Here is a 21865-nt window from a genome sequence, read left to right on the forward strand (position 1 = left end):
GAGAGCGCGCCCTGCCCTAAAGCCCGAGCGCCCGCAGGTAGTCGTTCAGGAACGCACCGCGCGGGTCCAGCGCGCGCTGCAGCTGCACGAACTCCGCCCAGCGCGGGTAGAGCTCGGCGGGATCGCGCGGCGTGAAGACCTTGCCCCAGTGCGGCCTGGCACCGAACGGCGCGAGCGCGGCTTCGAGCTCGGGCAGCACCTCCGCAACCCCGGCCTCGTCATCGGTCCACGTGAAATGAAACGCGACCGAATCCCGACCCGAGCTCGGCGAAAGCCACAGGTCGTCGCCTGCGATCGTCCGCACCTCGCACACCTGCAGCACGGGCCTCAGGCGCTCCGAGAGCTCGCGGACCGCGTCGAACGCAGCCACGGCATCGCCGAACGGCAGCAGGAACTCGGACTGCAGCTCTTCGCCGTTCGACGGCGTGAACTCGAGCTTGAAGTGCGGCAGCCGATCGAGCCACCGCCCCGCCTTACCGCCCTGCACGGTGCACGACGCCGCGGAGACACCGGGGAGCGGATGCCGGGCCCCCGACGCCTGCCGATCCCGCAGCGCCGCGGGGATCGGCGTCGCCGCGGCATCCGTGCGCTCCTTGCGCCACACCTGGTCGACGTACATGTCGTCGCGGAACGTCGTGAAGAACGAGACGCTGTAGGCCGACCCCGCGATGACGTCGAACGCCTTCCGCACCGCTTCGAGCGGCACGTTCTCATACACGGTCTGCGCGACCTCGTACGTCGGCTCGATCGCGAGCTCGACCGTCGTCACGATCCCGAGCGCACCGAGCCCCACGACCGCTCCGGCGAGCGCGTCGTCGCGATCCGTCAGCTGCACCAGCTCGCCCGTTGAGGTGACGAGCTCGAGGCCGGTCACCGCGGCGGCGAGAGAACGGTTGCCCACACCCGACCCGTGCGTGCCCGTGCTCACCGCGCCGGCCACGGAGATGTGCGGCAGCGACGCGAGGTTCGCGAGCGCCCACCCCTGCCGGTCGAGCTCCTGCGCGAGCTCGCCGTAGCGGACGCCCCCACCGACGCGCACCCGCTTCTGCGCGGCATCCACCTGGATCGGAAGATCGAGCTCGGCGGTCGACACGAGCGTCCCGCCCGTGTCGGCGATGCGGGTGAAGGAGTGACGCGAGCCCAGTGCCTTCACCGAATCGGATGCCGCGACCACCTCGCGCAGCTCGTCGACGGTCCTCGGCGCGACGTACCGCTCCGCCGTGTAGCGGATGTTCCGGGACCAGTTCTCTCCTGCGTCGTCGCTCATGCGAGCCAGCCTACGGGCGCGCGTCCGCCCCGGATCGGGATCAGTGATCGTGCTCGCCCTCCAGGAGCATCCCCACCGAGGTCGCGCACGCATCCCCGCGCCAGGCCTCGACCCCCTCGCGCACCGCGAACACCGCGATGACGAGACCGGCGACGGCATCCGCCCACCACCAGCCGAATGCGGCATTCGCCACGAGTCCCACGAGGACCGCCGCCGACAGGTACGTGCAGATGAGGGTCTGCTTCGAGTCGGCCACGGCCGTCGCCGAGCCGAGTTCCGTGCCGGCACGGCGCTCGGCGAGCGAGAGGAACGGCATGACGAGGACGCTCACCGCCGTGAGGACGATCCCGATCGGTGAGGTCTCGGGTTCGGTGCGGAGAATCAGCGCCGTCACCGACGAGACGGTGACATAGGTCGCGAGCGCGAAGAACGCGACGGCGATCACCCTCAGGGTCCCGCGTTCCCAGCGCTCCGGGTCACGCCGGGTGAATTGCCACGCCACCGCGGCTGCCGAGAGCACCTCGATGGTCGAGTCGAGGCCGAAGCCGATCAGGGCGGCGGACGAGGCGATCGTCCCCGCCGTCACCGCGACCACGGCCTCGACGAGGTTGTACGCGATCGTGGCGGCGACGATCCACCGGATGCGGCGACGCAGCACCTCGATCCGCGACGCATCGGCGACAGCCGTCACGCGCAGCACCGGCATCCGTCGATTGCGCACGCTTCACCGGCGTCGACCGCGACGACAGCGTCGAGCAGCTGTGCGAGCCCGGCGGTCAGATGCGGATCGGCGATGTCGTACCGCGTGCGTCGCCCCTCGGGCGTCGCGACGATGAGGCCGCAGCCGCGCAGGCAGGCGAGGTGGTTCGATACGTTGGTCCGCGTCAGCTCGAGGTCGCGGGCGAGATCGGCGGGGTATCCGGGTCGCTCCAGAAGCGACAGCAGGATGCGGGACCGCGACGGATCCGCCATCGCGCGTCCCAAGCGGTTCATGACGTCGAGGCGAGAAGAAAGGGTCAGCACATGCTGACTATACAGCGCGTGCTGACCCTTTCGCGATCGGTCAGACGGTGGGGATGGAGCCCGTCCGTTCGGCGATCTTGCGGTCACCACGGCGTCGGCCGTAGCGCGCGATGAAGAACAGGATCGTGCCGACGACGACGTAGCCGGCGGTGGCCAGCCAGACCGGCCCTTCCTGCTGGGTGAGGAGGACGATCGACGCGATGATCGCCAGGATCGGCACGATGCGCGGAACCGAGAAGTGCTTGTGCTCGACCTTGTCCTTCTTCAGCACGAGCACGCTCACGTTCGCCGTCAGGAAGACCAGCAGCAGGAGCAGCACGGTCGTGTTGGCCAGCGTCGAGATGTCGCCGACGACCGTGAGGAGCATCGTGACACCGGCGACGACGACGATCGCGACCCACGGCGTACGCCGCTTCGGGAGCACCCTGCCGAACGCGTGCGGCAGCAGCTGGTTCTCGGCCAGACCGTAGGCGACGCGGCTCGCCATCACCATGAACAGCAGCGCGCCGTTGGCGATCGCGACGAGGGCGATGAGGCTGAAGAGCCACCCCGGGACGGCGAGCCCACTGGCGGTGACGACCTCGAGCAGCGGACCGGTCGAGGTCGCGAGCTCGGCGGGCTCGACGACGATGACGGCGCCGATCGCGATCAGCAGGTAGACGACCGCCGCGGTGAGGATCGCCCCGAACAGCGCCCGCGGGTACGCCCGGGAGGGGTTCTTGACCTCTTCCGCCATGTTGGCGGCGGCCTCGAAGCCGAGGAACGAGAAGAACGCGACGATGGATGCCGCGAACGCCCCCTGGAGCGGCGGTACGTCCGGGGCGAACTCGAAGATGCGCGACGGCTCGCCGCCGCCGCTGCCGAAGACGATCGCCGCGACGACGATGACGATGACCAGGCCCGAGACCTCGATCATCGAGGCCACCATGTTCGTGGCGAGCGACTCCTTCACACCTCGCAGGTTGATGAGAGTGAGAAGGGCGATGAACGTGATGGCCACGGGAATCGGCGGGATGTCGACCAGAGCGGTGAAGTAGTCGCCGGCGAAGGCGTTCGCGAGAGCGGCTGCCGTCGTGATGCCCGAAGCCATCATGAGGAACCCGACGAGGAACGACAGGAACGGGATGCCGAACGCCTTGTCGACGTAGCGCGCTGCGCCTCCGGCGTGCGGGTACTTCGTGATGAGCTCGGCGTAGGTGCCGGCCGTGAGCAGCGCGACGACGAGCGCGATCAGCAGCGGCAGCCAGATGACGCCGCCGACGTCGGTCGCCATCGTGCCGACGAGCGTGTAGATGCCGGCGCCGAGGGTGTCGCCGACGATGAAGGCGAACAGCAGCCACGTGCCGACGGCGCGCTTCAGACCGGGCTTCTCCTGGGCGGGTGCAGCCGTGGTGTCGTTTGTCATCGCACCACTCCAGCCAAGTCCCGCGTGGGATGCAACCCCTATCGCGACGGGGCCTCCTGTGCGTGCGCGCCACCCCCGACCTGATCCTGCAAGAGAACCGCCTGCCTGAGCACCTCGCGCAGCCCTCCGAGAAGAAGCGCGACGCCGAGCCCGACGACCATCGCGAGGCCGGCGATCAGCAGGACGGCCCGACTCCCCGCACCCTCGCCGAAGAGGACCCCGCAGCCGACGACGACCACGATCATCGCCGCAGCCGCGCACCCGACCAGCCCGTCGACCCAGCGCATCGATCCATCGTCGAAGAGCCGCCCGTGGTCAGCGCGGGTGAGCAACTGCCAGACGCAGACGAGGGCGGCCAGCACGCAGGACAGCAGGATGCCCGCGAGCACCACACCGGCATCCCGAAGCCCAGCGAGCTCCGGCACCCATTGCAGGGCGACGTCGGCGATGCCCGGCACGACCCACACCTGCAGGATGACGATCACGGTGAAGACGAAACCCGCACCGACCTTGGCGAGTGAGATCATGAAGGGCCTCCATCTATCGATATTCGATATATGTATATCGATGAACGACGCGCCGTGTCGAGAGCCCGCGTCGTGCCGACACGGCAGGATGGGCTCATGACGACTCCCCCACCCGCGACGCATCCCGTCGCGTCGTTCTTCCGCGGCGTCGGCGATCTGGGTCGCGGGTTCGGCTTCTGGGGGCGCCTGCCCGGCCGGATGGCGCTCGGGCTGATCCCCGCCGCGATCGTCGGCCTCCTCCTCCTCGCCGGGATCATCACGCTCATCGTCTTCCTGCGCGACATCGTCACCGCGATCACGGGGTTCGCCGACGGATGGTCGGATGTCGCGGCGTCACTGGTGCGGTTCGGCATCGGCGCAGGCATCCTCGGCGGGGCGATCGTCCTGGCGGTCGTCTCGTTCACCGCCCTGACGCTCCTCGTCGGCGATCCCTTCTACGAGCGCATCTGGCGCTCCGTCGAGGAGCACCTCGGCGACGCGCCGGTCGAATCCGACTACGGGTTCTGGCGCTCGATCGGCGACAGCATCGGGCTCATCCTCCGCGGCCTGCTCGCGGCGATCGTCGCCGGCCTCGTCGGCCTCATCCCCCTGGTCGGCACCGCCCTCGGCGCCGTCGTCGCCGCCTTCCTCACGGGGTGGCTCCTGGCCGACGAACTCACCTCGCGGGCCTTCGCCGCTCGGGGACTGGATGCCGCGGCCCGCCGCGCCCTGCGAAAGGGCAATCGCGCGCGGGTGCTCGGCTTCGGCGTGGCCACGCAGCTCTGCTTCCTCATCCCGCTCGGCGCCGTCGTCGCGATGCCGGCCGCCGTCGCCGGCTCGACCCTGCTGGCCCGCCGGATGCTCGACACGACCGCCGCCGACACTGCTGACACGACCGCTTGACCCTGTGGTGAGAACACGGTCTGTGATGGGTGCTCACCCATCGGAACGGAGCGTGTGCACCCCATGTCCAACCCTTACGAAGGCCTCCAGGATTTCGTCGCGGGCCTTCCCGAACTCGTCCAGCCCCTGATGGTCGCCCTGGCCGGCGCCATCCCCTACGTCGAGGGCGAGGGCTCCGCGACCCTCGGCATCATCGTCGGCATCAATCCGATCGTCGCCGCGATCGCGGGCGCGACGGGCAACATCCTCTCGGTCCTGCTCGTCGTCCTGCTCGGCTCGCGCGTCCGCGAATCCGTCGTCGCGCGCCGGGCCGCTGCGACGCCCGTCGCGAACGCAACCACGACCGTCGCGACCGTCGACGAGCAGGCCACCACGGACGACAAGCCCACCCGCCGCGCGAAGGGGCAGACGAAGCTCCGCCGCTGGCTCGTGCGTTTCGGCGTCCCAGGTGCGAGCCTGCTCGCCCCCCTCGCCCTGCCGACCCAGCTGACCGCCGCCTTCTTCGTCGCCTCTGGCGTGCGAAAGGGCTGGGTCATGCTGTGGCAGATCATCGCCATCGTGCTCTGGACCGGTGCCGTGGCCGCTGCCGCCGCCGGACTCGTCACCGTCCTCGGATGGTGACAGTGAATCTGTTGGTGACATCGCGGCATCCCCTGGATACAGTGACGCGGCGAGGAGGAGCGCATGGCGTGGAGCACGCGGGAACTGGCTGAGCTCGCCGGCACGACGGTCAACACCGTCCGCCACTACCATCGGCTGGGCCTCATGGCCGAGCCGGACCGGCGGTACAACGGCTACAAGCAGTACACGGCGTCCGACCTCGTGCGCCTGCTGCGGATCCGGCGTCTGGTCGATCTGGGCGTCCCGCTCTCGCGTGTCCCCGACCTCATCGACGGCGGCACCGCCGGTGAGCGCGAGCTCGACGACCTCGATGCCGAGCTGCAGGCCGGCATCGAACGACTGCAGCGCGCTCGCGCCGACCTCGCCGCCATCCGCAGCGGCCACGCGCCCGCGTCGGGCCCGTCGGGCTTCGAGCCGTACGCCGACACCCTCTCGGATGCGGACAGCTCACTGATCCACGTCTTCGGCCGCCTGTACGACGACGAGGCGATGGCCGACGTTCGGAAGATGGTCGGCGAGGACACGAGCCCGCCCGAGGTCCGCGCCGAGATCGACGCCCTCGCGGCGGACGCCGACGACGAGACCGTGCTCCGCCTCGCCCGCGCGCTGGCTCCCTCGATCGAGCAGAGCCTGCGGGACTACCCGTGGCTGAGCGATCCGAGCGATCACCTCCCCCGCGGCGAGCGAGTGAGCCAGGAGACCTTCGTCGAGGCGCTGCAGGAGCTGTACAACCCCGCACAGATCCGCGTGCTCGCGCTGGCGAGCCACCTCGCGACCGAGCAAATCGCCGTCGCGCAGGCATCCGCCCCCGACGAGACCGCCTCCGGGGCTTGACCCTGTTCCGGGAACAGGGTGTCGACTGACGACATGACGACGACGAACACCGATCCCGGCGCACCCACGCTCGCCGAGGACCTGCTGCTCCTCCTCTTCCAGCCGCGCCACGGCACGATCGCCGGCGAAGGCACCCTCTTCTACGTCCTCGCCGGCGCCGTCCTCGCCGAGCTCGGTCTCGAGGGCAACGTCGAGACCGACACCGCCGGCGCCACCGGCGCACTCCGCATCCGCGCCGTCGCCGACAACCCGCCTGGGGACCCGCTCCTCCGCCCCGCCTGGGACTACGTCACGGACAAGCCGCGCGGCGTCCAGACCGTGCTCGCCGCCGTCGGCCCCGTACTCCGCTCGCCCGTCCTCGAGCGGCTCGAGGACCGCGGCGACATCGCCCGCACGTCCCGCAAGCTCCTCGGCCTGATCGACACCACGTCGCTCGCGCCCGGACCGAGCGGCCGGCGCGACGAGCTGATGGCCGGCGTCCGCGCAGTGCTCGTCGACGGCGCGCAGCCGGACGCCCGCACCGCCGCGCTGGCCGCACTGCTGTCCGGCAGTGGAACGCTCCCGCAGTTCGACCGCGAGATCGGCTGGAACAGCGCCGTCATCACCCGCGCGAAGGAGCTCGAGCAGGGCAACTGGGGAGCGGATGCCGCGGCGCAGGCCGTCGCACGCACGGTCGCCGCCACGATCGTGAACAACGTCGTGGTGGCCGCAGCGGTCGCCGGTCGCGCGTAGCCAGCCCGTTGACAGACCCGCATCCGGTTCGGCCATGCTGGAAGCTCGATCGCGCCGCATCGGCGCAGAACGGAGCACCATGCGCCTCGTCCCCTTCGGGCCCACCGACCACCACGTCCCCAACGTCGTCGCCGGGATGATGCGCATCGAGGAGATGTCCGACGAGGCCATCCGCGGGTTGTACGACGCGTGCCGCGCCGCCGGCGTCGACTTCTTCGACCACGCCGACCTCTACGGCAGCACGCGGCACGGGTGCGAACGACGGTTCTCGGAGGCGCTCGGCCTGAGCGCCTCCGAGCGGGACGAGATCACACTGCAGACCAAGACCGGCATCGTCGCCGACGAGTGGCACTTCGATCACTCGTACGAGCACATCGTCACGTCGGCGGAAGAGTCGCTGCAGGCGCTAGGCACCGACCGGCTCGACGTGCTCCTCCTCCACCGCCCGGACGCGCTCGTCGAGCCCGAGGAGGTCGCGCGGGCGTTCGACCACCTCGAAACGTCGGGCAAGGTGCGCGCCTTCGGCGTCTCGAACCACACGCCGCGGCAAATCGATCTGCTCAAGACGGCGGTGACCCAGCCGATCGTCGCCAATCAGGTGCAGTTGTCGATCACGCACTCGACGATCGTCGCGCAGGGCCTCGCATCGAACATGGCGGGAGAGGAAGATTCCATCACCCGTGACGGCGGCGGTCTCGTCGACTATTCGCGCATCAACCGCATCACGCTGCAGGCGTGGTCGCCGTTCCAGAAGAACTTCTTCGACGGCGTCATCTTCGGCGCCCCCGAATACGCCGAGCTGAACGAGCTGATGGACCGGCTCGCAGCGAAGTACGATGTCACGCCGACCGCCATCGCCACCGCCTGGATCACGCGGCATCCCGCGCACATGCAGGTCGTCCTCGGCACCACGAACCCGCAGCGCGTCGCGGATGCCGCCGCCGGTTCGGACATCCCTCTCACCCGACCCGAGTGGTACGGCCTCATCACCGCCGCAGGGCACAAGGTCCCCTGAGCCGCGTGGCCGAGTACGTCATCGAGGGCCGCCGCATCGGCGGCATCCCGGATCTCTACGACCAACTCAACCGCCTCTTCATGACCGGGGAGGACTGGCAACTCGGCGCCAGCCTCGACGCGCTCGACGACCTGCTCTACGGCGGGTACGGGACGCTGGCCGAGGATGACGCCGTCCGGATCGTCTGGCGGGATGCCGCGCAGAGCCGCGACGCGCTGGGGGTCGCCGAGACGGAACGCTGGCTGCGGGAGAAGCTCGCACAGCCGGGGCGGTTCCGGTCGGACGACCTCCGGCGGCAGCTCGACGACGTGCGCGCGGGTACGGGCCCGACCTACTTCGACCGGGTGCTCGAGGTGTTCGAAGGCCACCCGGAGGTCGTGCTCGAGCTCCGCTGATTCAGGCGTCGCGCCGGACCTTGATCGTCGCGCCCGCGCCGAGGAAGACGAGCGCGGCGGCGACCTGCGCGGCGCTCCAGACCGGCCCCGCGAACTCGAACGGGAAGATCGGGTTCCAGACGACCGCGATCGCCAGCATCACCGGCATCCACCACCAGTGCTTCGCCTGGAACGCGAACCACCCGATGATGAGCGCGAAGATCGTCGCGACGAAGCGCACCGTGAGGAACCAGTCGCTCTCGAGCAGGGCCGGTGCGACGAACAGGACCGCCGCGGCGAGCAGGCTCGGCGCGAGTGCGTTGCGCTGGTACGTCGCGGGCGTCGGCTGCGTGCGGCTCACGGGGCTCCTCAGAACGGGGGTGTCGTTCCAGTCTGACGCACGCGCCGGGCGCGCCAGGCGAGAACGGCGCCACCGAGGATCGCGGCGACGACTGATCCGGCGAGGATGCCGATCTTCGCGTGATCGTCCTCGAGCGATCCGACGCCGTACGAGAGCTCGCCGACGAGCAGCGCGACGGTGAACCCGATACCGGCGAGCAGACCGACGCCGAGCATGTCGCCCCAGTGCAGCTCGAACGTCCGCCGGACCGCGGGGACGCGCGTCAGGAGGAACACCGCGAGCAGGATACCGATCGGCTTTCCGACGACGAGTCCGACCAGGATGCCGAGGGTGACCGGATCGGCGAAGGCGGCCGCCAGCCCCTCCCAGCCGCCGACCGTGACCCCGGCGGAGAAGAACGCGAAGATCGGCAGGGCGACCAGTGTCGAGATCGGCCCGAAGCGGTCGGCGAAGTGCGCGGTCAGCGCATCGTGGACGGGGGAACCGTCGGCATCCGTCCCCACCTGAACACGCGCGCGCGGCGTCACGGTCGCCGGCACCATGAACGCGAGGACGACGCCCGCGATCGTGGCGTGCACGCCGGAGGCGTGAACGAAACCCCAGGTGGCGATCGCGAGCGGCATCAGCACCCACCAGTGACGGATGCCGCGGCGCACCGCGACGGCGAACAGCACCAGCGGAACGACGGCGGCGGCGAGCCACAGCGGTTGCAGGTCGTCGGTGTAGACGGTGGCGATGATGGTGATCGCGAAGAGGTCGTCGACGACGGCGAGAGTGAGCAGGAACACGCGGAGCCCGGGCGGCAGCCCCTTCGCGACGACGGCGAAGACCGCGATGGCGAAGGCGATGTCGGTCGCAGTGGGGATCGCCCAGCCGCGGACGGCGTCGCCGGGCAGGGTGAAGGTGAAGGCAGTGAAGATGAGGGCGGGGACGATGACCCCGCCCAGGGCGCCGATCACCGGCACCGCGGCGACGCGCGGCGAGCGCAGGCGCCCGGCGACGATCTCCTCCTTCAGCTCGAGGCCGACGACGAAGAAGAACACGGCGAGCAGGCCGTCCGCCGCCCAGTGCGCGACGGTCAGGTCGAGGTGCAGGGCTTCGGGCCCGAACGAGGCCTCGCGGAGCCCCACGTACCAGGGCGCGGCGGGCGAGTTCGCGAGGACGAGGGCCGCGACGGTCGCGACCAGCAGCAGGATGCCGCCGAAGGTGTCGGTGCGGACGGTCTGGCGGATACCGCGCCAGATCTCGTGCGGGGCTGTGCGGGAAGAAGGAGAGGAGGACATGACGGATCGCTTTCCGCGAGGGGGATCAGGGGTCGCTGAGGACGCACCGACGAGCGGTGCGGGTCAGGCCGCTGACGGTGGGCAGCCGGCGATCTCGCCGTGCGCGTTGGTGCCCCACTCGCTCACCCAGCCGTTCGTTCCGGGATGCTGCGGCGCGCTGAGCGCGCGGATGCCGATGGCCGACGGCAACGCACGCTCGAGGCGGTAGCGTGCCGTGGTCGTCATGCCTCAAGGGTATCCCGCGCTCACTCTCGCCGCCCCGTCAAGGACGTAGCGCAAGACGTGCCCAAGCGACTGGACTGACGACATCCGTTCCGGCGGAACCGGATTCACCATCGCTAAGGAGTCATCATGGGCTTTTTCGGTTTCCTCATCCTCGGTCTGCTCGCCGGTGCCATCGCGAAGCTGATCCTGCCGGGCAAGCAGGGCGGCGGCTGGTTCGTCACGCTGCTGCTCGGCATCGTCGGCGCACTGCTCGGCGGCTGGCTCGGCGGACTGATCTTCAACGTCAACCTCAACGAGTTCTTCTCGCTGTCGACCTGGCTCCTCGCCATCGGCGGCTCGCTCATCGTGCTGCTGATCTACGGCGCACTGTTCGGGCGCAAGGGCGCCAAGCGCTGATCGCGCGGCGGTGGCGTCCGCGGCGGGTCGGCCGGGCAATGCCACCTTCGGGCGTTCTGCGGCGTCGACCTCCTGGATCATGCCCCGCTCCTGCCAGGCCTTCATCGTCCCGGGGGATCCCCATTCCGTCGTGTAGACCTTTCCATCCGGCCAAACCACGATTACGTTGTGCCCTGACACCCAGATGGTGGTGACCTCGACGATGTCACCGTCAGCCAGGATGAAGCGGGTCGACCGGGTCTCTTTGCCGATGGCGTCGCGTGCGTCCTCCGGGTCCCATGCGGTCGTCGGCATGTCTTTATAACCTCGAAGCCACTCTGCGATCGCCGCCGGATCGTCGATCGTCAGCCGGTCGAGCGTCGAGGGAACGCCGCCCCACGGGTATTCGTAGTACTGAATCTCGGCGACGTCGCTCGCGTCGACCCCCAACGACCGCGTGGTCGTGCCCGCACATCCTGTCAAGAGAAGTAGCGCGATAGCTCCCCACACCAGGATGGTTTTACGTCGTGCTTTCATTTGAGTCGAAACCTTGCTGTCGAGCCCACGGTCGCGCCGTTGAGGATGATGTTGGTGTAGCCGTCCCATCCGTAGTGCGCTATCGGATAGGCGCTATTCGTCTCGCCGTAGGCAACAACCGCATGAGCTCCCTTCATCTTCTTCCCGAGGGGTAGATCCCCAAACACGATTACGGGATAACCTCAGTCGATTTCCGGAAACAACCCGATCACGATCTCGTCCCCCCGGAAAAGCCACCATGGCCGCTTCTCGAGACCGTAGTGCGCCGAGGCGTGGGCGCCAGTGTGGGCCGCAATCGCTGAGCGCGGGTGCGTACGATGGCTCCCCGTGACGAGCCCTGATCTGCGCACCCTCCCGAAGGCCGAGCTGCACCTGCACATCGAGGGCACGCTCGAGCCGGAACTCGCGTTCGCCCTCGCCGAGCGCAACGGCGTGCCCCTGCCGTTCGCGGACGTCGACGATCTGCGGCGCCGCTACGACTTCGAGGATCTGCAGTCGTTCCTCGACCTCTACTACGCGTGCATGGCGGTGCTGCGGACCGAGCAGGACTTCACCGACCTCGCGACCGCCTACCTCGAGCGGACCGCCGACGAGGGCGTGCGTCACGTCGAGATGTTCTTCGACCCGCAGGTCCACGCCGCGAACGGCGTGGCGGTCGACGTCGTCATCGACGGGCTCCGCGCGGGACTCGAGGTCGGACGGGAGCGGTTCGGCATCACCGGCGGACTGATCGTCTGCATCGTCCGCGACCACCCGGTCGCGTCGGCCGAAGCCCTTCTCGACGAGATCGCGCCGCGGGCGCACGAGCTGCTCGGCATCGGCTTGGACTCCGCGGAGGTCGGCTACCCGCCGTCGCTGTTCGAGGGCGTCTTCCGCCGGGCCGCCGAGCTGGGACTGCGCCGCGTCGCCCACGCCGGCGAGGAGGCACCGGCCGCGTACGTGTGGGAGGCGCTGCGACTGCTCGAGGTCGAGCGGGTGGACCACGGCATCCGTTCGATCGACGACCCCGAGCTGCTCGCACACCTCGCTGAGCACCGCGTCGCGCTGACGGTGTGCCCCCTCTCGAACGTGCGCCTGCGGGCCGTGCCCGAGCTGGGCGCCCACCCGCTGCGCGGGCTCGTCGACGCGGGCGTCGTCGTGACGATCAACTCCGACGATCCCTCGTACTTCGGCGGCTACATCGGCGACAACTACGCCGCCGTCGCCTCGCTCGGCTTCGACACGGCCGAGCTGGCGCAGCTCGCCGCGAACTCGATCGAGGCGTCTTTCGCGGATGCCGGGCGGAAAGCGGATCTCCTCGCGCAGGTACGGGCGTGGGCGGCATCCGCCTGACCGAACCCGGCCGGGGGATGGAACGGTCGTCGACCGCCGAGCACCGGGTAGGGTTCAAGGATCCGGCCGGGGGGCGGGGCGTCAGGTTCGACGGAAGGAGGCGCTGGCGATGAACAGGATGACGGCAGCGGTCATCGCGGTAGCGCCCGGGCTGCTGCTCGTCGGATGCGCACCGTCAGCAGACGAGGACAGTGCGGCGCAGACGACGCAGCCGGGTCTCACGGTCGCCGAGGCGAAGCGCGTGGCGCAAGGCGTCGAGGACGCGATCGTCGCGAGGCTGCCCGAGACGATGGTGTCATCGGTCAAACAAGATGCGACCGGCGTCCTCATCCGCTGCAACGCAAACCGGGGGTACCAATGGACCGGGCAGACGGTGGTCACGCTGACGGAGTCGACGTCGCCCGAGATCGTGGTCGATGAGGTTCTCACGGCGTACGAGGACGATGACGAGTTTCGACCGCGCGACATCACCGATTCCGTCGGTCCGGGGGTGCAGCTGCTCGGTCCGTATAGCTCGGGCTACATCGTGGATCGGCGTGCGGAGAACGCGGTGAACGTGGCATCCTTCTCGCCCTGCTTCGTTCTGCCCGAGGACAGTTCGCCCAGCATCGAGTACTGACCCGCTGCGCTACCCGCCCTCGGCCGTCGGCCACACGTACGGCAGGTCGTCGGGGTCGTCGAAGCCCTGCGCACGGTAGAACTCGAGATCCTTACGCAGCAGGTTCGAGCGGTGCGAGCGGTGGACGTCCTCGCGGCCGAACCAGGGCGGCATCCGCACCGTCCCCGACCGGTACTCGGCACCGTCTTCGGGGATCTCGTCGAGCGTCGCGAGGGTCGAGGCCCGAGTCGTGTCGGCGAAGCCGCGGCGGATCCACTCGTCGACCGTGACGTCCTGGTAGACCATGAGCGCGGCGCGGTGCCCGCGCCACATCTTCACAGCCGGATGGTGCCGCCAGCCGTAGTCGGGGATCGTGAGCGCGCGCATCACCTGCAGCGTCTCGACGCGCTGCTTGCCGAGCCGCTTCGTGTCGAGCGCCGCCATGCCGCGGGCGAGGTCGTCGTAGGGGACGAAGGTCTGCACGTCAGCGGGCCTTCCGGATGCGGATGGGCCCCTTCGCGGTCGACGGATCGACGACCTGCCCCCGCTGGGTGATCTCGACCTCGCCCTCCGCGACCAGCCGGCGCGCCGCCCGGCGGGCGGGTTCCATGAGGTCGCGCCACTCCTCGCCTCCGACGGCCCGCGCCGCCTCGGACGGGCAGATCGTCGCCGACGCCGCGCGTGCGTCGAGCAGCTCGCGGATCGACGCGGTGAGCTTCTCGTCGACGGGACGGATGCCGCGCCTCCGGCACGCGTCGGAGCAGTACTTCACCTCGTCCCAGTTCTTCTCCCACTTCTTTCGCCACTGGATCTCGCGTCCGCACGAGGCGCACGTCTTGGGGGCGGGGGAAGAAGCCATGCCGTGACGCTACGCCGCACGAGCGACGCGGGCGCAGGGGTTGCGGATGCCGCTCGGCGCCACTCAGTGGCCGATCGGCCCCTGCAGGTCGACCATGACCTGGATCGCCGAGATGGTCTGACGCTTCTTCAGCGTGTCTGCCGTGCCCGGGCCGCCAAGCGACGGCAGCGGCACGAAGATGAACGATTCGTCGAACGCCGGCGCCCCCTGCTGCGCGACCGCTTCGGGGAACACGTCCCAGTGGAACTCGTCCGCGAGATGCTCCGCGCCGTCGAGACGCAGCAGGAACAAGAACGTGTCCGCGTCGCCCAGGCCTAGGCCCCGCTGCTCGCGGAACATCAGCGCCACGAGCCCTCCGATGCTCGGCTCCCATGTGATCAGGTCGCCGAGCGCCGTCACCATGACGGGAATCGCGATGCCGTCGCCCTGCGTCTTGCCGATCCGGTCGCCGAGCTCCTCCTCGTACACCGCAGGGTTGATCACTCGGAGAAAGCCATCGCCGAACGTCCCGTAGCCGTAGGTCTCCCAGAGCTCCACGATCTCCGCCGGAACGCGGTCGCGGTACGCCGCGATGACCTCCGGTTCGACGGGCGCATGGGGGACGAAATCGGCGATCTCGATCATGCGCCCAACCTAGCCGTCATCGTTCCGGCTGGCACCGAGGACACCACCAGGTGCGACGGCGCTCCGGGTCGTTCGCGACCTCGTCGCGCACGAGGACGAGGGTGCCGCACCGCAGGCACGGGCGCCCGGCGCGACCGACGACCCAGTGCGATTCGCCCTTGCGGGTCGAACCGGTGGTGACCTGGTACATCCCCGGCACCGTGGCGGAGATCCGCAGCATCCGGGCTGCCCGCTCGACGAGCGACCCGAGGTCCACCGAAGCGACGGGCGCGAACGGATGCACGCCGGAGAGGAACGCGGTCTCGTTGACCCACAGGTTGCCGAGCCCGGCGAGGTTCCGCTGGTCGAGGAGCGCCGCAACGAGGGGGCGCTCGGGCCGCACCGACACGCGGCGGACGGCCTCGGCGGCATCCCAGTCCTCGCGCAGCGGATCGGGACCGAGGTACGCCAGCAGGGACTTCTCGTCCGCTGTGGCGACGAGCTCGACCACCGGCAGGTCGATGCCCCACAGCGTCGACCCGTCGTCGAGGCGCATCCGCACGCGCACTCGGTGATCCTCGCGCGAGGGGATGCGTCGACGCGGCCGCGTCACGGTCCAGCTTCCCTGCATCCGCAGGTGCGTGTGCAGCGTCTGCCCGGTGTCGAACCGGGTCAGCAGGTGCTTGCCGTGGGTGTCGTATCCGGTGATCCGCGCACCCGCGAGCGGGGTGCCCGCCGCCGTGCCGGAACGCAGCTCCCCCGCGACGACGACGTGACCGACGGATGCCGCGGCCAGCCGCTGCCGCAACCGGTACACGCTGTCGCCCTCCGGCATCCGCTCACCCCCCGTGCGCGACGCGCGTCAGCGTGCGGCGCGCAGCCAGACCGTCGTCGCGTGCGGCAGCCGGTCGCCGTCCAGATCTCCGCTCGCGAGCAGCACCTCGCCCGCCGGCAGGTCGGCCGGCTCGTCGCCGAAGTTCGTCACGACCGTCCACCCGTTCGGTCGGGTGAAGGCGAGCACATCGGCCCGCCCCGTCTCTAGCCAGGTCAGCTCCTCCGCCGTCTGCAACTCATGACGCAGGTGCAGCGCGCGGCGGTAGAGGTTCAGCGTCGACGTGGGATCGTCCTCCTGCGCCTCGACCGACATCTCGCCGAACCACGCCGGCTGCGGCAGGTGCGCTCCTCCCGAGCCGAAGCCGAACGACGACCCGGACTCAGACCAGGGGATCGGCACTCGGCATCCGTCCCGTCCGATGTCCTCGCCGGGGCTGCGGAAGAACGTCGGGTCCTGCCGGTCGCCTTCCGGGATGTCCCCGACCTCCTGCAAGCCGAGCTCCTCGCCCTGGTAGATGTACGCCGATCCCGGCAGCCCGAGGACGAACAGGCTCGCGGCGCGCGCCCGCCGGAGCCCCGCGTCGGCATCGACGGTCGACGCGGCGCCGCCGGAGAGCAGCCATTCGTTGCCGTGCTTGCGCGCGGGGCGGCCCGAGGCATCCCGGGCCGAATGCGGCAGCCCGTAGCGCGTCGCGTGGCGCACGACGTCGTGGTTCGACAGCACCCAGGTGGTCGACGATCCCGACGACGCGGCGAGCGCGAGGTTGTCGGCGACGATGCGTCGGAACTGCGACGCATCGAAGTCGCCCTCGAGGAGGTCGAAGTTGAACGCCTGCCCGAGGCTCTCGGCGCTGGCGTACAGCGGGATACGGGCGGGCGCGACCCAGGCCTCGGCGACGGCGGTGCGCGGCGGATCGTAGGAGTTGAACACCGCCCGCCACTCGGCGTACACCTCGTGCACGTCGTCACGGTCGATCATCGGATGCCGCCCGTCCAGCGGCATCGCGTCGAGCTCGGCCTGCGTCGGCAGGTCGACGGGCAGGTCCTTCGTGAGCATGTGCGCGACGTCGATGCGGAATCCGTCGACGCCCCGGTCGGACCAGAAGCGGAGGGTCCGCACGAAGTCGGCACGCACCTCGGGGTTCGACCAGTCGAGGTCCGGCTGCTCGACGGCGAAGTTGTGGAAGTACCACTGGCCGTCGCCGACCGGCTCCCAGGCCGGCCCGCCGAACACGGACTGCCAGTCCGCCGGCGGCTCCTCGCCGTTCTCGCCCTTCCCGTCGCGGAAGATGTACCGCGCCCGCGCAGCCGACCCGCGCTCCGAGGCGAGCGCCTCCTGGAACCACGCGTGCTGGTCGGACGTGTGGTTCGGCACGATGTCGATGACGACCTTGATCCCGGCCTCGTGCAGCGTGGCGATCAGCGCGTCCGCGTCGGCGAGCGTCCCGAGGCGGGGATCGACCTCGCGGTAGTCGGCGACGTCGTACCCGCCGTCGGCGAGCTCGGACGGGTAGAACGGGCTCATCCACACCGCGTCGACGCCGAGTTCCCTCAGGTAGGGCACCCGCGAGCGGATGCCGCGCAGGTCGCCGATGCCGTCACCGTCGGCATCCGTGAAGCTGCGCGGGTACACCTGGTAGACGACCGCCTGACGCCACCACTCGGGCAGCTCGGCGTCGGTGAGGTCGGCGGTCTCGGGTGCGGTCTGCACGTCGGAGGTCACGGTGTCCTTTCGGGGGTCGGCGGTCGGTCAGCCCTTGACGGCGCCCTGCGTCACGCCCTCCATCACCCAGCGCTGGGTGAAGAGGTACGCGAGGATCGCGGGGGCCATGGCCATGAGGTACGACGCGAAGGCGACGTTGTAGTTGTTGCTGAACTGCGTCTGGAACAGGTTCTGCCGCACGGGCAGGGTCTGCATCGACGGGTCGGAGATGATCAGCGAGGGGAGCATGAAGTCGTTCCACGCGTAGAGGAAGGCGAAGATGCCGACCGTCGCGCTCATCGGCGCGAGCAGCGGGAAGATCAGCTTCCAGAACGTCTGCCACGTCGAGGCGCCGTCGATGCGGGCGCTCTCCTCGAGCTCGATCGGGATCGAGCGCAGGAACGCGGTGAACAGCAGGACGCTGAAGCTGAGCTGGAACATCGTCGCCAGCAGGATCACCCCGAACGGGTTGTCGAGCCCGAGCCGGCCGGTCAGCTGGATCTGCGGCAGCGCGACCACGGGGAACGGGATGAACATCGCCGCGAGCAGGTAGAAGAACGAGTAGCGGAAGAGCTTCCGGTCCCAGTTGCGGACGATCGCATACGAGGCGAAGGCGGCGAGGATGATCGTCGCGACGACGGTTCCGGCGGTGACGAAGAACGAGATCGCGGCGCCGACGGGGAACTGCGTCAGGTTCCACGCCTGCACGAACCCGTCGAAGCTGATCGGGGCCGGCAGCGAGAACGCGTTGCCGTCGACGGCCTGCCCCGTCGTCTTCAGCGACATCGAGATGGTGACGTACAGCGGCAGGAGGACGGTGATGGCGCAGAGGAAGAGGATGACGGTGGTCGACCAGCTGGGCCGTTCGGCGACCGCGCGGCGCCGGCGGCGCGGGGCATCGGCGGGGCGGTCCGCCGCGGTGACGGCGTCGGCCTGTTCGAAGGCGAGCGCGGGCTGTGTGGTGGACATCAGACTCGGTTCCTTCCGCGCGTGAGCGAGAGTTGGAGGAGGGAGATCACGACGGCGACGATGAAGAAGATCGTCGCGTTGGCCATCTGGTAGGCGTAGTCGCCGCCGTTGAAGCCCGCGATGATCGTCATCGCGACGCTGCGGGTCGCGGTCCCAGGCCCGCCACCTGTGAGACCGACGATGATGTCGTAGGCGTTCAGGAACCCCTTGAACCCGAGGATCACGTTGATGACGACGTAGCCGGCGACCAGCGGCAGCGTGATCCGCAGCAGCTGCTGGCGCTTCGATGCGCCGTCGAGGTCAGCCGCCTCGTACACGTCGCCCGGCACCGACAGCAGCCCGGCTATGTAGATGAGGAGCGTCCCGGGGATCGCCTGCCACGCCGTCACGATCACGATGGCGATCCACGCGAGGTCGGGGTTCGCGAGCAGGCTCTCCTGCAACCACGGGATGCCGAGGGTCGACCCCGCCGTGGGCAGGGAGTTCGAGAACAGGAAGTTGAAGACGTAGGCGATGATGATGCCCGAGATGACCATGGGGATCACGAAGATCGTGCGGAGGCCCGTCTTGAAGCGGATGCGGGCGGTCAGCCCGACGGCGAGCAGGAACGCCGCGATGTTGACGACGATCACGGTCGCGATCGCGAAGCCCGCCGTGAACAGGTAGCTCTGCAGGATCGCCGGGTCGCTGAAGAGGGCGATGTAGTTCGTGAACCCGATGAAGTTCCACTCCCCCAGCCCGATCGAGTCGGTGAGGCTGAAGAAGATGCCGATGAGACCCGGAACCGTGATCGCAAGGGTGAACAGCAGCACCGTCGGCAGCAGGAACAGGTAGTAGATCGGCTCGACGCGCTTCGAACTGCGCCTCGCGGTGCGGTCGCCCTGAGTCAGGAGGGTCGTCGTCGACCCTGTGGTGGTGGTCATCGCGTTGCCTCCTCGGCCTCGTCGGTGAGGACGGGCTGGCGGAACGCGAGTCGCGACCAGTCACTGTCCATGGTGGCGAACGTGCGCGCGGGGTCCTGGCCGAACAGCATGGCCTGCGCGTAGGCGAACACCGGGATCGTCTTCGGGACGAGCACCGACGGACCCTGGTAGATCCGACCCTCGTCGTAGAACGACTGCATGCCCTCGATGCGCGGGTCCTGTGGCGGAGCGGCATCCGTCGTCGGTGCGAACCCGAGCTGCGACTCGTTGTAGGCCTCGATGATCTCGGGCTGGTAGAGGTATTCGAGGAAGTCCCGGGCGGCATCCTTCTTCGTCGACGCGTCGGGGATCATGGCCGCGAGGTCCATGTTCACGCGGATCGCGAGGTCGTCGGGATCATCCGTCATCGGAAGCGGGAACGTTCCGAGCGGGGCGTCGGGCGCTGTCTTGGCGATCTCGCTGAAGGCCCAGGGCCCCTGCAGGTACATCGCCGCCTCGCCCTCGCCGAACGCGAGGTTGCCGTCGCCGTATGCGCGGCTGTCGGCATCCGGGTTCGTGTACTCGGTGGCGAGCTGCAGCACTTTCTCGACCGGCTCGGTGAAGGTCTTCTCGAAGGAGACCTCCGACGAGCTGTCGACCTCCGCGCCCTCCCCGGCGAGGCGGTCGAAGAAGTCGATCACGTCGACGGACCCGCCGATCGCGTAGTCGTACCAGCCCTGCGCCACGGTCCAGTCGTCCTTGAAGGTGCCGTAGAACGGAGTGACGCCGGCCTCTTCGAGCGCGACGCAGACGGCGATCAGCTCATCCCACGTGGTCGGCACCTCGAGGCCGTTCTCCTCGAAGATCTGCGTGTTGTAGATGACCGACGACGCCATCACCGAGTACGGCAGCGCACTCGTGCGACCCTCGCACGTGCCGTACTGCTCCATCAGAGGCTGCAGGTCCTCGCGCACCGTGGCGGCGGCAGCCGTCCCGCTCAGGTCGCTGAGCGCGCATCGCTGCACGAAGCGGGCGACCTCGTAGTTGTAGTTGGCGAGCATGATGTCGGGCGGGTTGCCTCGGACGAAGCTGGCCGAGACGACGTCGACGCCCGAGGTGTCCATCTCGACAGTGACGCGGTCCTGGGAGGCGTTGTACTTCTGCACGACGTCCTGCATGAACGGCAGCGCCTCGCGCTTGCTGAAGGTGAACCGCAGGGTCTCGCGGCCGTCGGCCGAGCACCCGGCGAGCAGTGCACCCCCGATCGAGAGGACGGCGAGCGCCGCGGCGCCCCGGCGCAGCCGGGAATGGGTCGATGACATGTGTATCCGATCGCGTCGTTGCGGACGAAAGATCCCGAATCGTTCAAACTCCGCGACTATATTTAGTCGCCAAATCAATCCGATGCAGGCAATATTGCAGGGCAGATCCCGAAAGGTCAAGACCCCGATGTCGACACTCGTCTCTCCTCCGACTCGCCCGGCGAGTCAGGACGCCGTGCTCGCTTTCGCGTGGGAGACACTCGAGTTCACCGCCACGGACGCGATGGAGTCCACGGGGTTGACGCGGTCGACGACCATCGAAGCGACCGCTGCCCTCGTCGCTCGCGGGTTGCTCGCCGAGCTGCCGAATGCTCGTCTGGCCGGGGATTACCGCAAGGGCCGCCCGGCGCGTCGGCATCGACGCCGGACACGAGCACGTGTCGGTGTCGATCGCGGACCTCCGGGGCGAGCCGATGGCGGATGCCGACGCGCGCCTCATCCTGGACCGCGACGAGGCCCCCGCTCGCGCCGCTGCCGTGGCCGAGACCGTCGACCGGGCCCTGGCCGCTGCGGGTCGCACGCGAGCGGACGTGCTCGCGGTGTGCGCCGGCGTGCCCGCGCCGGTCGACCGCACGGGGCGGTCGCCGCGGCATCCCACCCGCTTCTGGGAGCGAATGAACCCCGACCTCGTCGACGTCCTCTCGTGGGCACCGATCGTGCGGATCGAGAACGACGCGTCGCTGGCGGCGGTCGCCGAGGGGTCGAACGGGGCCGCGAAGGGATGCCACGACTACATCGCCCTGCTCGCCGGGTCGCGCCTGGGCGCCGGGGTCGTCGTCGACGGACACCTGCTGCGCGGTCATCACGGCGGGGTCGGCGAGATGGTCGCATTCGACCACGTCGACGGCGTGCGCGGCGCCGAGGGCCTCGGATCGCGGGTGGCATCGTGGGCCGCCGAACTCGCCCGCTCCGGTGAGGCGACGGCGGGATTCCGGGCGGTCAGGCCAGAAGAGCTCGACGCCCGGACGGTCCTCGCGATGGCCGCCCGGGGAGACGCCGACGCGCTGCGGATCGTGGACCGCGTGGGCCTCACCCTCGCCCGCATCGTGAGCGTCCTGGGCAGCATGTTCGACCCGGAGCGTGTCGTCGTATCGGGCGCGATCGCGGACGGCGTGCACGAGGTCGTCGCCGCGGCGCGGCGGTCGCTCCCGACCGACCTGGACCTGCCCGCGCCGGAGCTCGTCGCTTCGACCCTGGGGGGCGAGGTCGTGGTGACCGGGGCGGTCGCCGCGGCTGTGGCCTCAGCGCGCGAACGCGCGCTCGACGTCTGGCCGGCCTGAGTC

Annotated in this window: 26 protein-coding genes; 10 read left to right on the plus strand and 16 right to left on the minus strand. The window is 69.5% G+C overall.

Annotated features, from left to right (window positions below):
• Positions 1-16: 16 nt before the first annotated feature.
• From ABCU91_RS02385 to ABCU91_RS02405, 5 genes are read right to left on the minus strand one after another with little or no spacing between them, the layout of a single operon-like run.
• Entirely contained in the window at positions 17-1267 is a 1251-nt protein-coding gene (locus ABCU91_RS02385; RefSeq protein WP_413354649.1) for an FAD-binding protein, read from the minus strand.
• Between the two features lie 40 nt (positions 1268-1307).
• Positions 1308-1973 (minus strand): cation diffusion facilitator family transporter, encoded by a 666-nt coding sequence (locus ABCU91_RS02390; protein WP_413354650.1) that lies wholly within the window; start codon positions 1971-1973, stop codon positions 1308-1310.
• The gene (gene cmtR, locus ABCU91_RS02395) at positions 1955-2290 is read right to left on the minus strand and encodes a Cd(II)/Pb(II)-sensing metalloregulatory transcriptional regulator CmtR (protein WP_406923108.1); all 336 of its coding nucleotides are present in this window, start codon (positions 2288-2290) and stop codon (positions 1955-1957) included. The genes ABCU91_RS02390 and cmtR overlap by 19 nt, the downstream gene beginning before the upstream one ends.
• Before the next feature lie 40 nt (positions 2291-2330).
• Entirely contained in the window at positions 2331-3695 is a 1365-nt protein-coding gene (locus ABCU91_RS02400) for an APC family permease (protein WP_413354651.1), read from the minus strand.
• 38 nt (positions 3696-3733) lie between these two features.
• Entirely contained in the window at positions 3734-4222 is a 489-nt protein-coding gene (locus tag ABCU91_RS02405) for a DUF2975 domain-containing protein (protein ID WP_413354652.1), read from the minus strand.
• 96 nt (positions 4223-4318) lie between these two features.
• Here ABCU91_RS02405 and ABCU91_RS02410 point away from each other — a divergent pair, with 96 nt between their 5' ends.
• The 6 genes from ABCU91_RS02410 (at position 4319) to ABCU91_RS02435 (ending at position 8701) form a co-directional block, all read left to right on the plus strand.
• The gene (locus ABCU91_RS02410; protein WP_413354653.1) at positions 4319-5104 is read left to right on the plus strand and encodes an EI24 domain-containing protein; all 786 of its coding nucleotides are present in this window, start codon (positions 4319-4321) and stop codon (positions 5102-5104) included.
• Positions 5105-5167: 63 nt separating this feature from the next.
• The gene (locus tag ABCU91_RS02415) at positions 5168-5725 is read left to right on the plus strand and encodes a small multidrug efflux protein (RefSeq protein ID WP_413354654.1); all 558 of its coding nucleotides are present in this window, start codon (positions 5168-5170) and stop codon (positions 5723-5725) included.
• 63 nt (positions 5726-5788) lie between these two features.
• The gene (locus ABCU91_RS02420) at positions 5789-6559 is read left to right on the plus strand and encodes a MerR family transcriptional regulator (RefSeq protein ID WP_413354655.1); all 771 of its coding nucleotides are present in this window, start codon (positions 5789-5791) and stop codon (positions 6557-6559) included.
• 33 nt (positions 6560-6592) lie between these two features.
• The gene (locus ABCU91_RS02425) at positions 6593-7291 is read left to right on the plus strand and encodes a GOLPH3/VPS74 family protein (RefSeq protein ID WP_413354656.1); all 699 of its coding nucleotides are present in this window, start codon (positions 6593-6595) and stop codon (positions 7289-7291) included.
• Between the two features lie 79 nt (positions 7292-7370).
• Positions 7371-8306, plus strand: coding sequence for an aldo/keto reductase (locus ABCU91_RS02430; protein ID WP_413355361.1), 936 nt, complete (start codon positions 7371-7373; stop codon positions 8304-8306).
• Between the two features lie 5 nt (positions 8307-8311).
• Positions 8312-8701, plus strand: coding sequence for a ribonuclease inhibitor (locus tag ABCU91_RS02435; protein WP_413354657.1), 390 nt, complete (start codon positions 8312-8314; stop codon positions 8699-8701).
• Between the two features lies 1 nt (position 8702).
• Here the strand turns inward: ABCU91_RS02435 and ABCU91_RS02440 are convergent, their stop codons facing one another.
• The 3 genes from ABCU91_RS02440 to ABCU91_RS02450 all read right to left on the minus strand — a co-directional run bounded on the left by ABCU91_RS02440 (position 8703) and on the right by ABCU91_RS02450 (position 10549).
• Positions 8703-9041: a DUF6804 family protein gene (locus ABCU91_RS02440; RefSeq protein ID WP_413354658.1), complete on the minus strand. Its 339-nt coding sequence runs from the start codon at positions 9039-9041 to the stop codon at positions 8703-8705.
• A gap of 8 nt (positions 9042-9049) precedes the next feature.
• Positions 9050-10324 (minus strand): Na+/H+ antiporter NhaA, encoded by a 1275-nt coding sequence (gene nhaA / locus ABCU91_RS02445; protein ID WP_413354659.1) that lies wholly within the window; start codon positions 10322-10324, stop codon positions 9050-9052.
• 63 nt (positions 10325-10387) lie between these two features.
• Entirely contained in the window at positions 10388-10549 is a 162-nt protein-coding gene (locus tag ABCU91_RS02450) for a hypothetical protein (protein ID WP_413354660.1), read from the minus strand.
• Between the two features lie 126 nt (positions 10550-10675).
• Here ABCU91_RS02450 and ABCU91_RS02455 point away from each other — a divergent pair, with 126 nt between their 5' ends.
• The 3 genes from ABCU91_RS02455 to ABCU91_RS02465 all read left to right on the plus strand — a co-directional run bounded on the left by ABCU91_RS02455 (position 10676) and on the right by ABCU91_RS02465 (position 13412).
• Positions 10676-10945 (plus strand): GlsB/YeaQ/YmgE family stress response membrane protein, encoded by a 270-nt coding sequence (locus tag ABCU91_RS02455; protein WP_413354661.1) that lies wholly within the window; start codon positions 10676-10678, stop codon positions 10943-10945.
• Positions 10946-11788: 843 nt separating this feature from the next.
• A complete protein-coding gene (locus ABCU91_RS02460; protein WP_413354662.1) occupies positions 11789-12793 on the plus strand; it encodes an adenosine deaminase in 1005 nt (334 codons plus the stop codon).
• 109 nt (positions 12794-12902) lie between these two features.
• Positions 12903-13412: a hypothetical protein gene (locus ABCU91_RS02465; protein ID WP_413354663.1), complete on the plus strand. Its 510-nt coding sequence runs from the start codon at positions 12903-12905 to the stop codon at positions 13410-13412.
• Between the two features lie 9 nt (positions 13413-13421).
• On the opposite strand, the gene ABCU91_RS02470 is transcribed toward ABCU91_RS02465, so the two are convergent.
• The 8 genes from ABCU91_RS02470 to ABCU91_RS02505 form a co-directional block, all read right to left on the minus strand.
• A complete protein-coding gene (locus ABCU91_RS02470; RefSeq protein WP_413354664.1) occupies positions 13422-13874 on the minus strand; it encodes an MSMEG_6728 family protein in 453 nt (150 codons plus the stop codon).
• 1 nt (position 13875) lies between these two features.
• Positions 13876-14250, minus strand: a complete 375-nt coding sequence (locus ABCU91_RS02475; RefSeq protein WP_413354665.1) for a DUF3253 domain-containing protein — start codon at positions 14248-14250, stop codon at positions 13876-13878.
• A gap of 63 nt (positions 14251-14313) precedes the next feature.
• Entirely contained in the window at positions 14314-14874 is a 561-nt protein-coding gene (locus ABCU91_RS02480; protein WP_413354666.1) for a GAD-like domain-containing protein, read from the minus strand.
• A gap of 16 nt (positions 14875-14890) precedes the next feature.
• Positions 14891-15688 carry an Fpg/Nei family DNA glycosylase gene (locus ABCU91_RS02485; RefSeq protein WP_413354667.1) on the minus strand — a complete coding sequence of 266 codons (798 nt, stop codon included), beginning with the start codon at positions 15686-15688 and terminating at the stop codon, positions 14891-14893.
• Between the two features lie 27 nt (positions 15689-15715).
• Positions 15716-17410 carry a glycoside hydrolase family 13 protein gene (locus ABCU91_RS02490; RefSeq protein WP_413354668.1) on the minus strand — a complete coding sequence of 565 codons (1695 nt, stop codon included), beginning with the start codon at positions 17408-17410 and terminating at the stop codon, positions 15716-15718.
• A gap of 27 nt (positions 17411-17437) precedes the next feature.
• Positions 17438-18358 (minus strand): carbohydrate ABC transporter permease, encoded by a 921-nt coding sequence (locus tag ABCU91_RS02495; protein ID WP_133398969.1) that lies wholly within the window; start codon positions 18356-18358, stop codon positions 17438-17440.
• Complete coding sequence (locus ABCU91_RS02500; RefSeq protein ID WP_091357862.1) at positions 18358-19281, minus strand: carbohydrate ABC transporter permease; 924 nt, start codon at positions 19279-19281, stop codon at positions 18358-18360. Before ABCU91_RS02500 ends, ABCU91_RS02495 begins: the two co-directional genes overlap by 1 nt.
• Positions 19278-20582 carry an ABC transporter substrate-binding protein gene (locus tag ABCU91_RS02505; RefSeq protein ID WP_413354669.1) on the minus strand — a complete coding sequence of 435 codons (1305 nt, stop codon included), beginning with the start codon at positions 20580-20582 and terminating at the stop codon, positions 19278-19280. Before ABCU91_RS02505 ends, ABCU91_RS02500 begins: the two co-directional genes overlap by 4 nt.
• Positions 20583-20965: 383 nt before the next feature.
• Between ABCU91_RS02505 and ABCU91_RS02510 the strand changes: the two genes are divergently transcribed.
• Complete coding sequence (locus tag ABCU91_RS02510) at positions 20966-21862, plus strand: ROK family protein (protein WP_413354670.1); 897 nt, start codon at positions 20966-20968, stop codon at positions 21860-21862.
• Positions 21863-21865 lie beyond the last annotated feature (3 nt).

The organism is Microbacterium phoenicis (assembly GCF_047302325.1).
Taxonomy (GTDB): domain Bacteria; phylum Actinomycetota; class Actinomycetes; order Actinomycetales; family Microbacteriaceae; genus Microbacterium.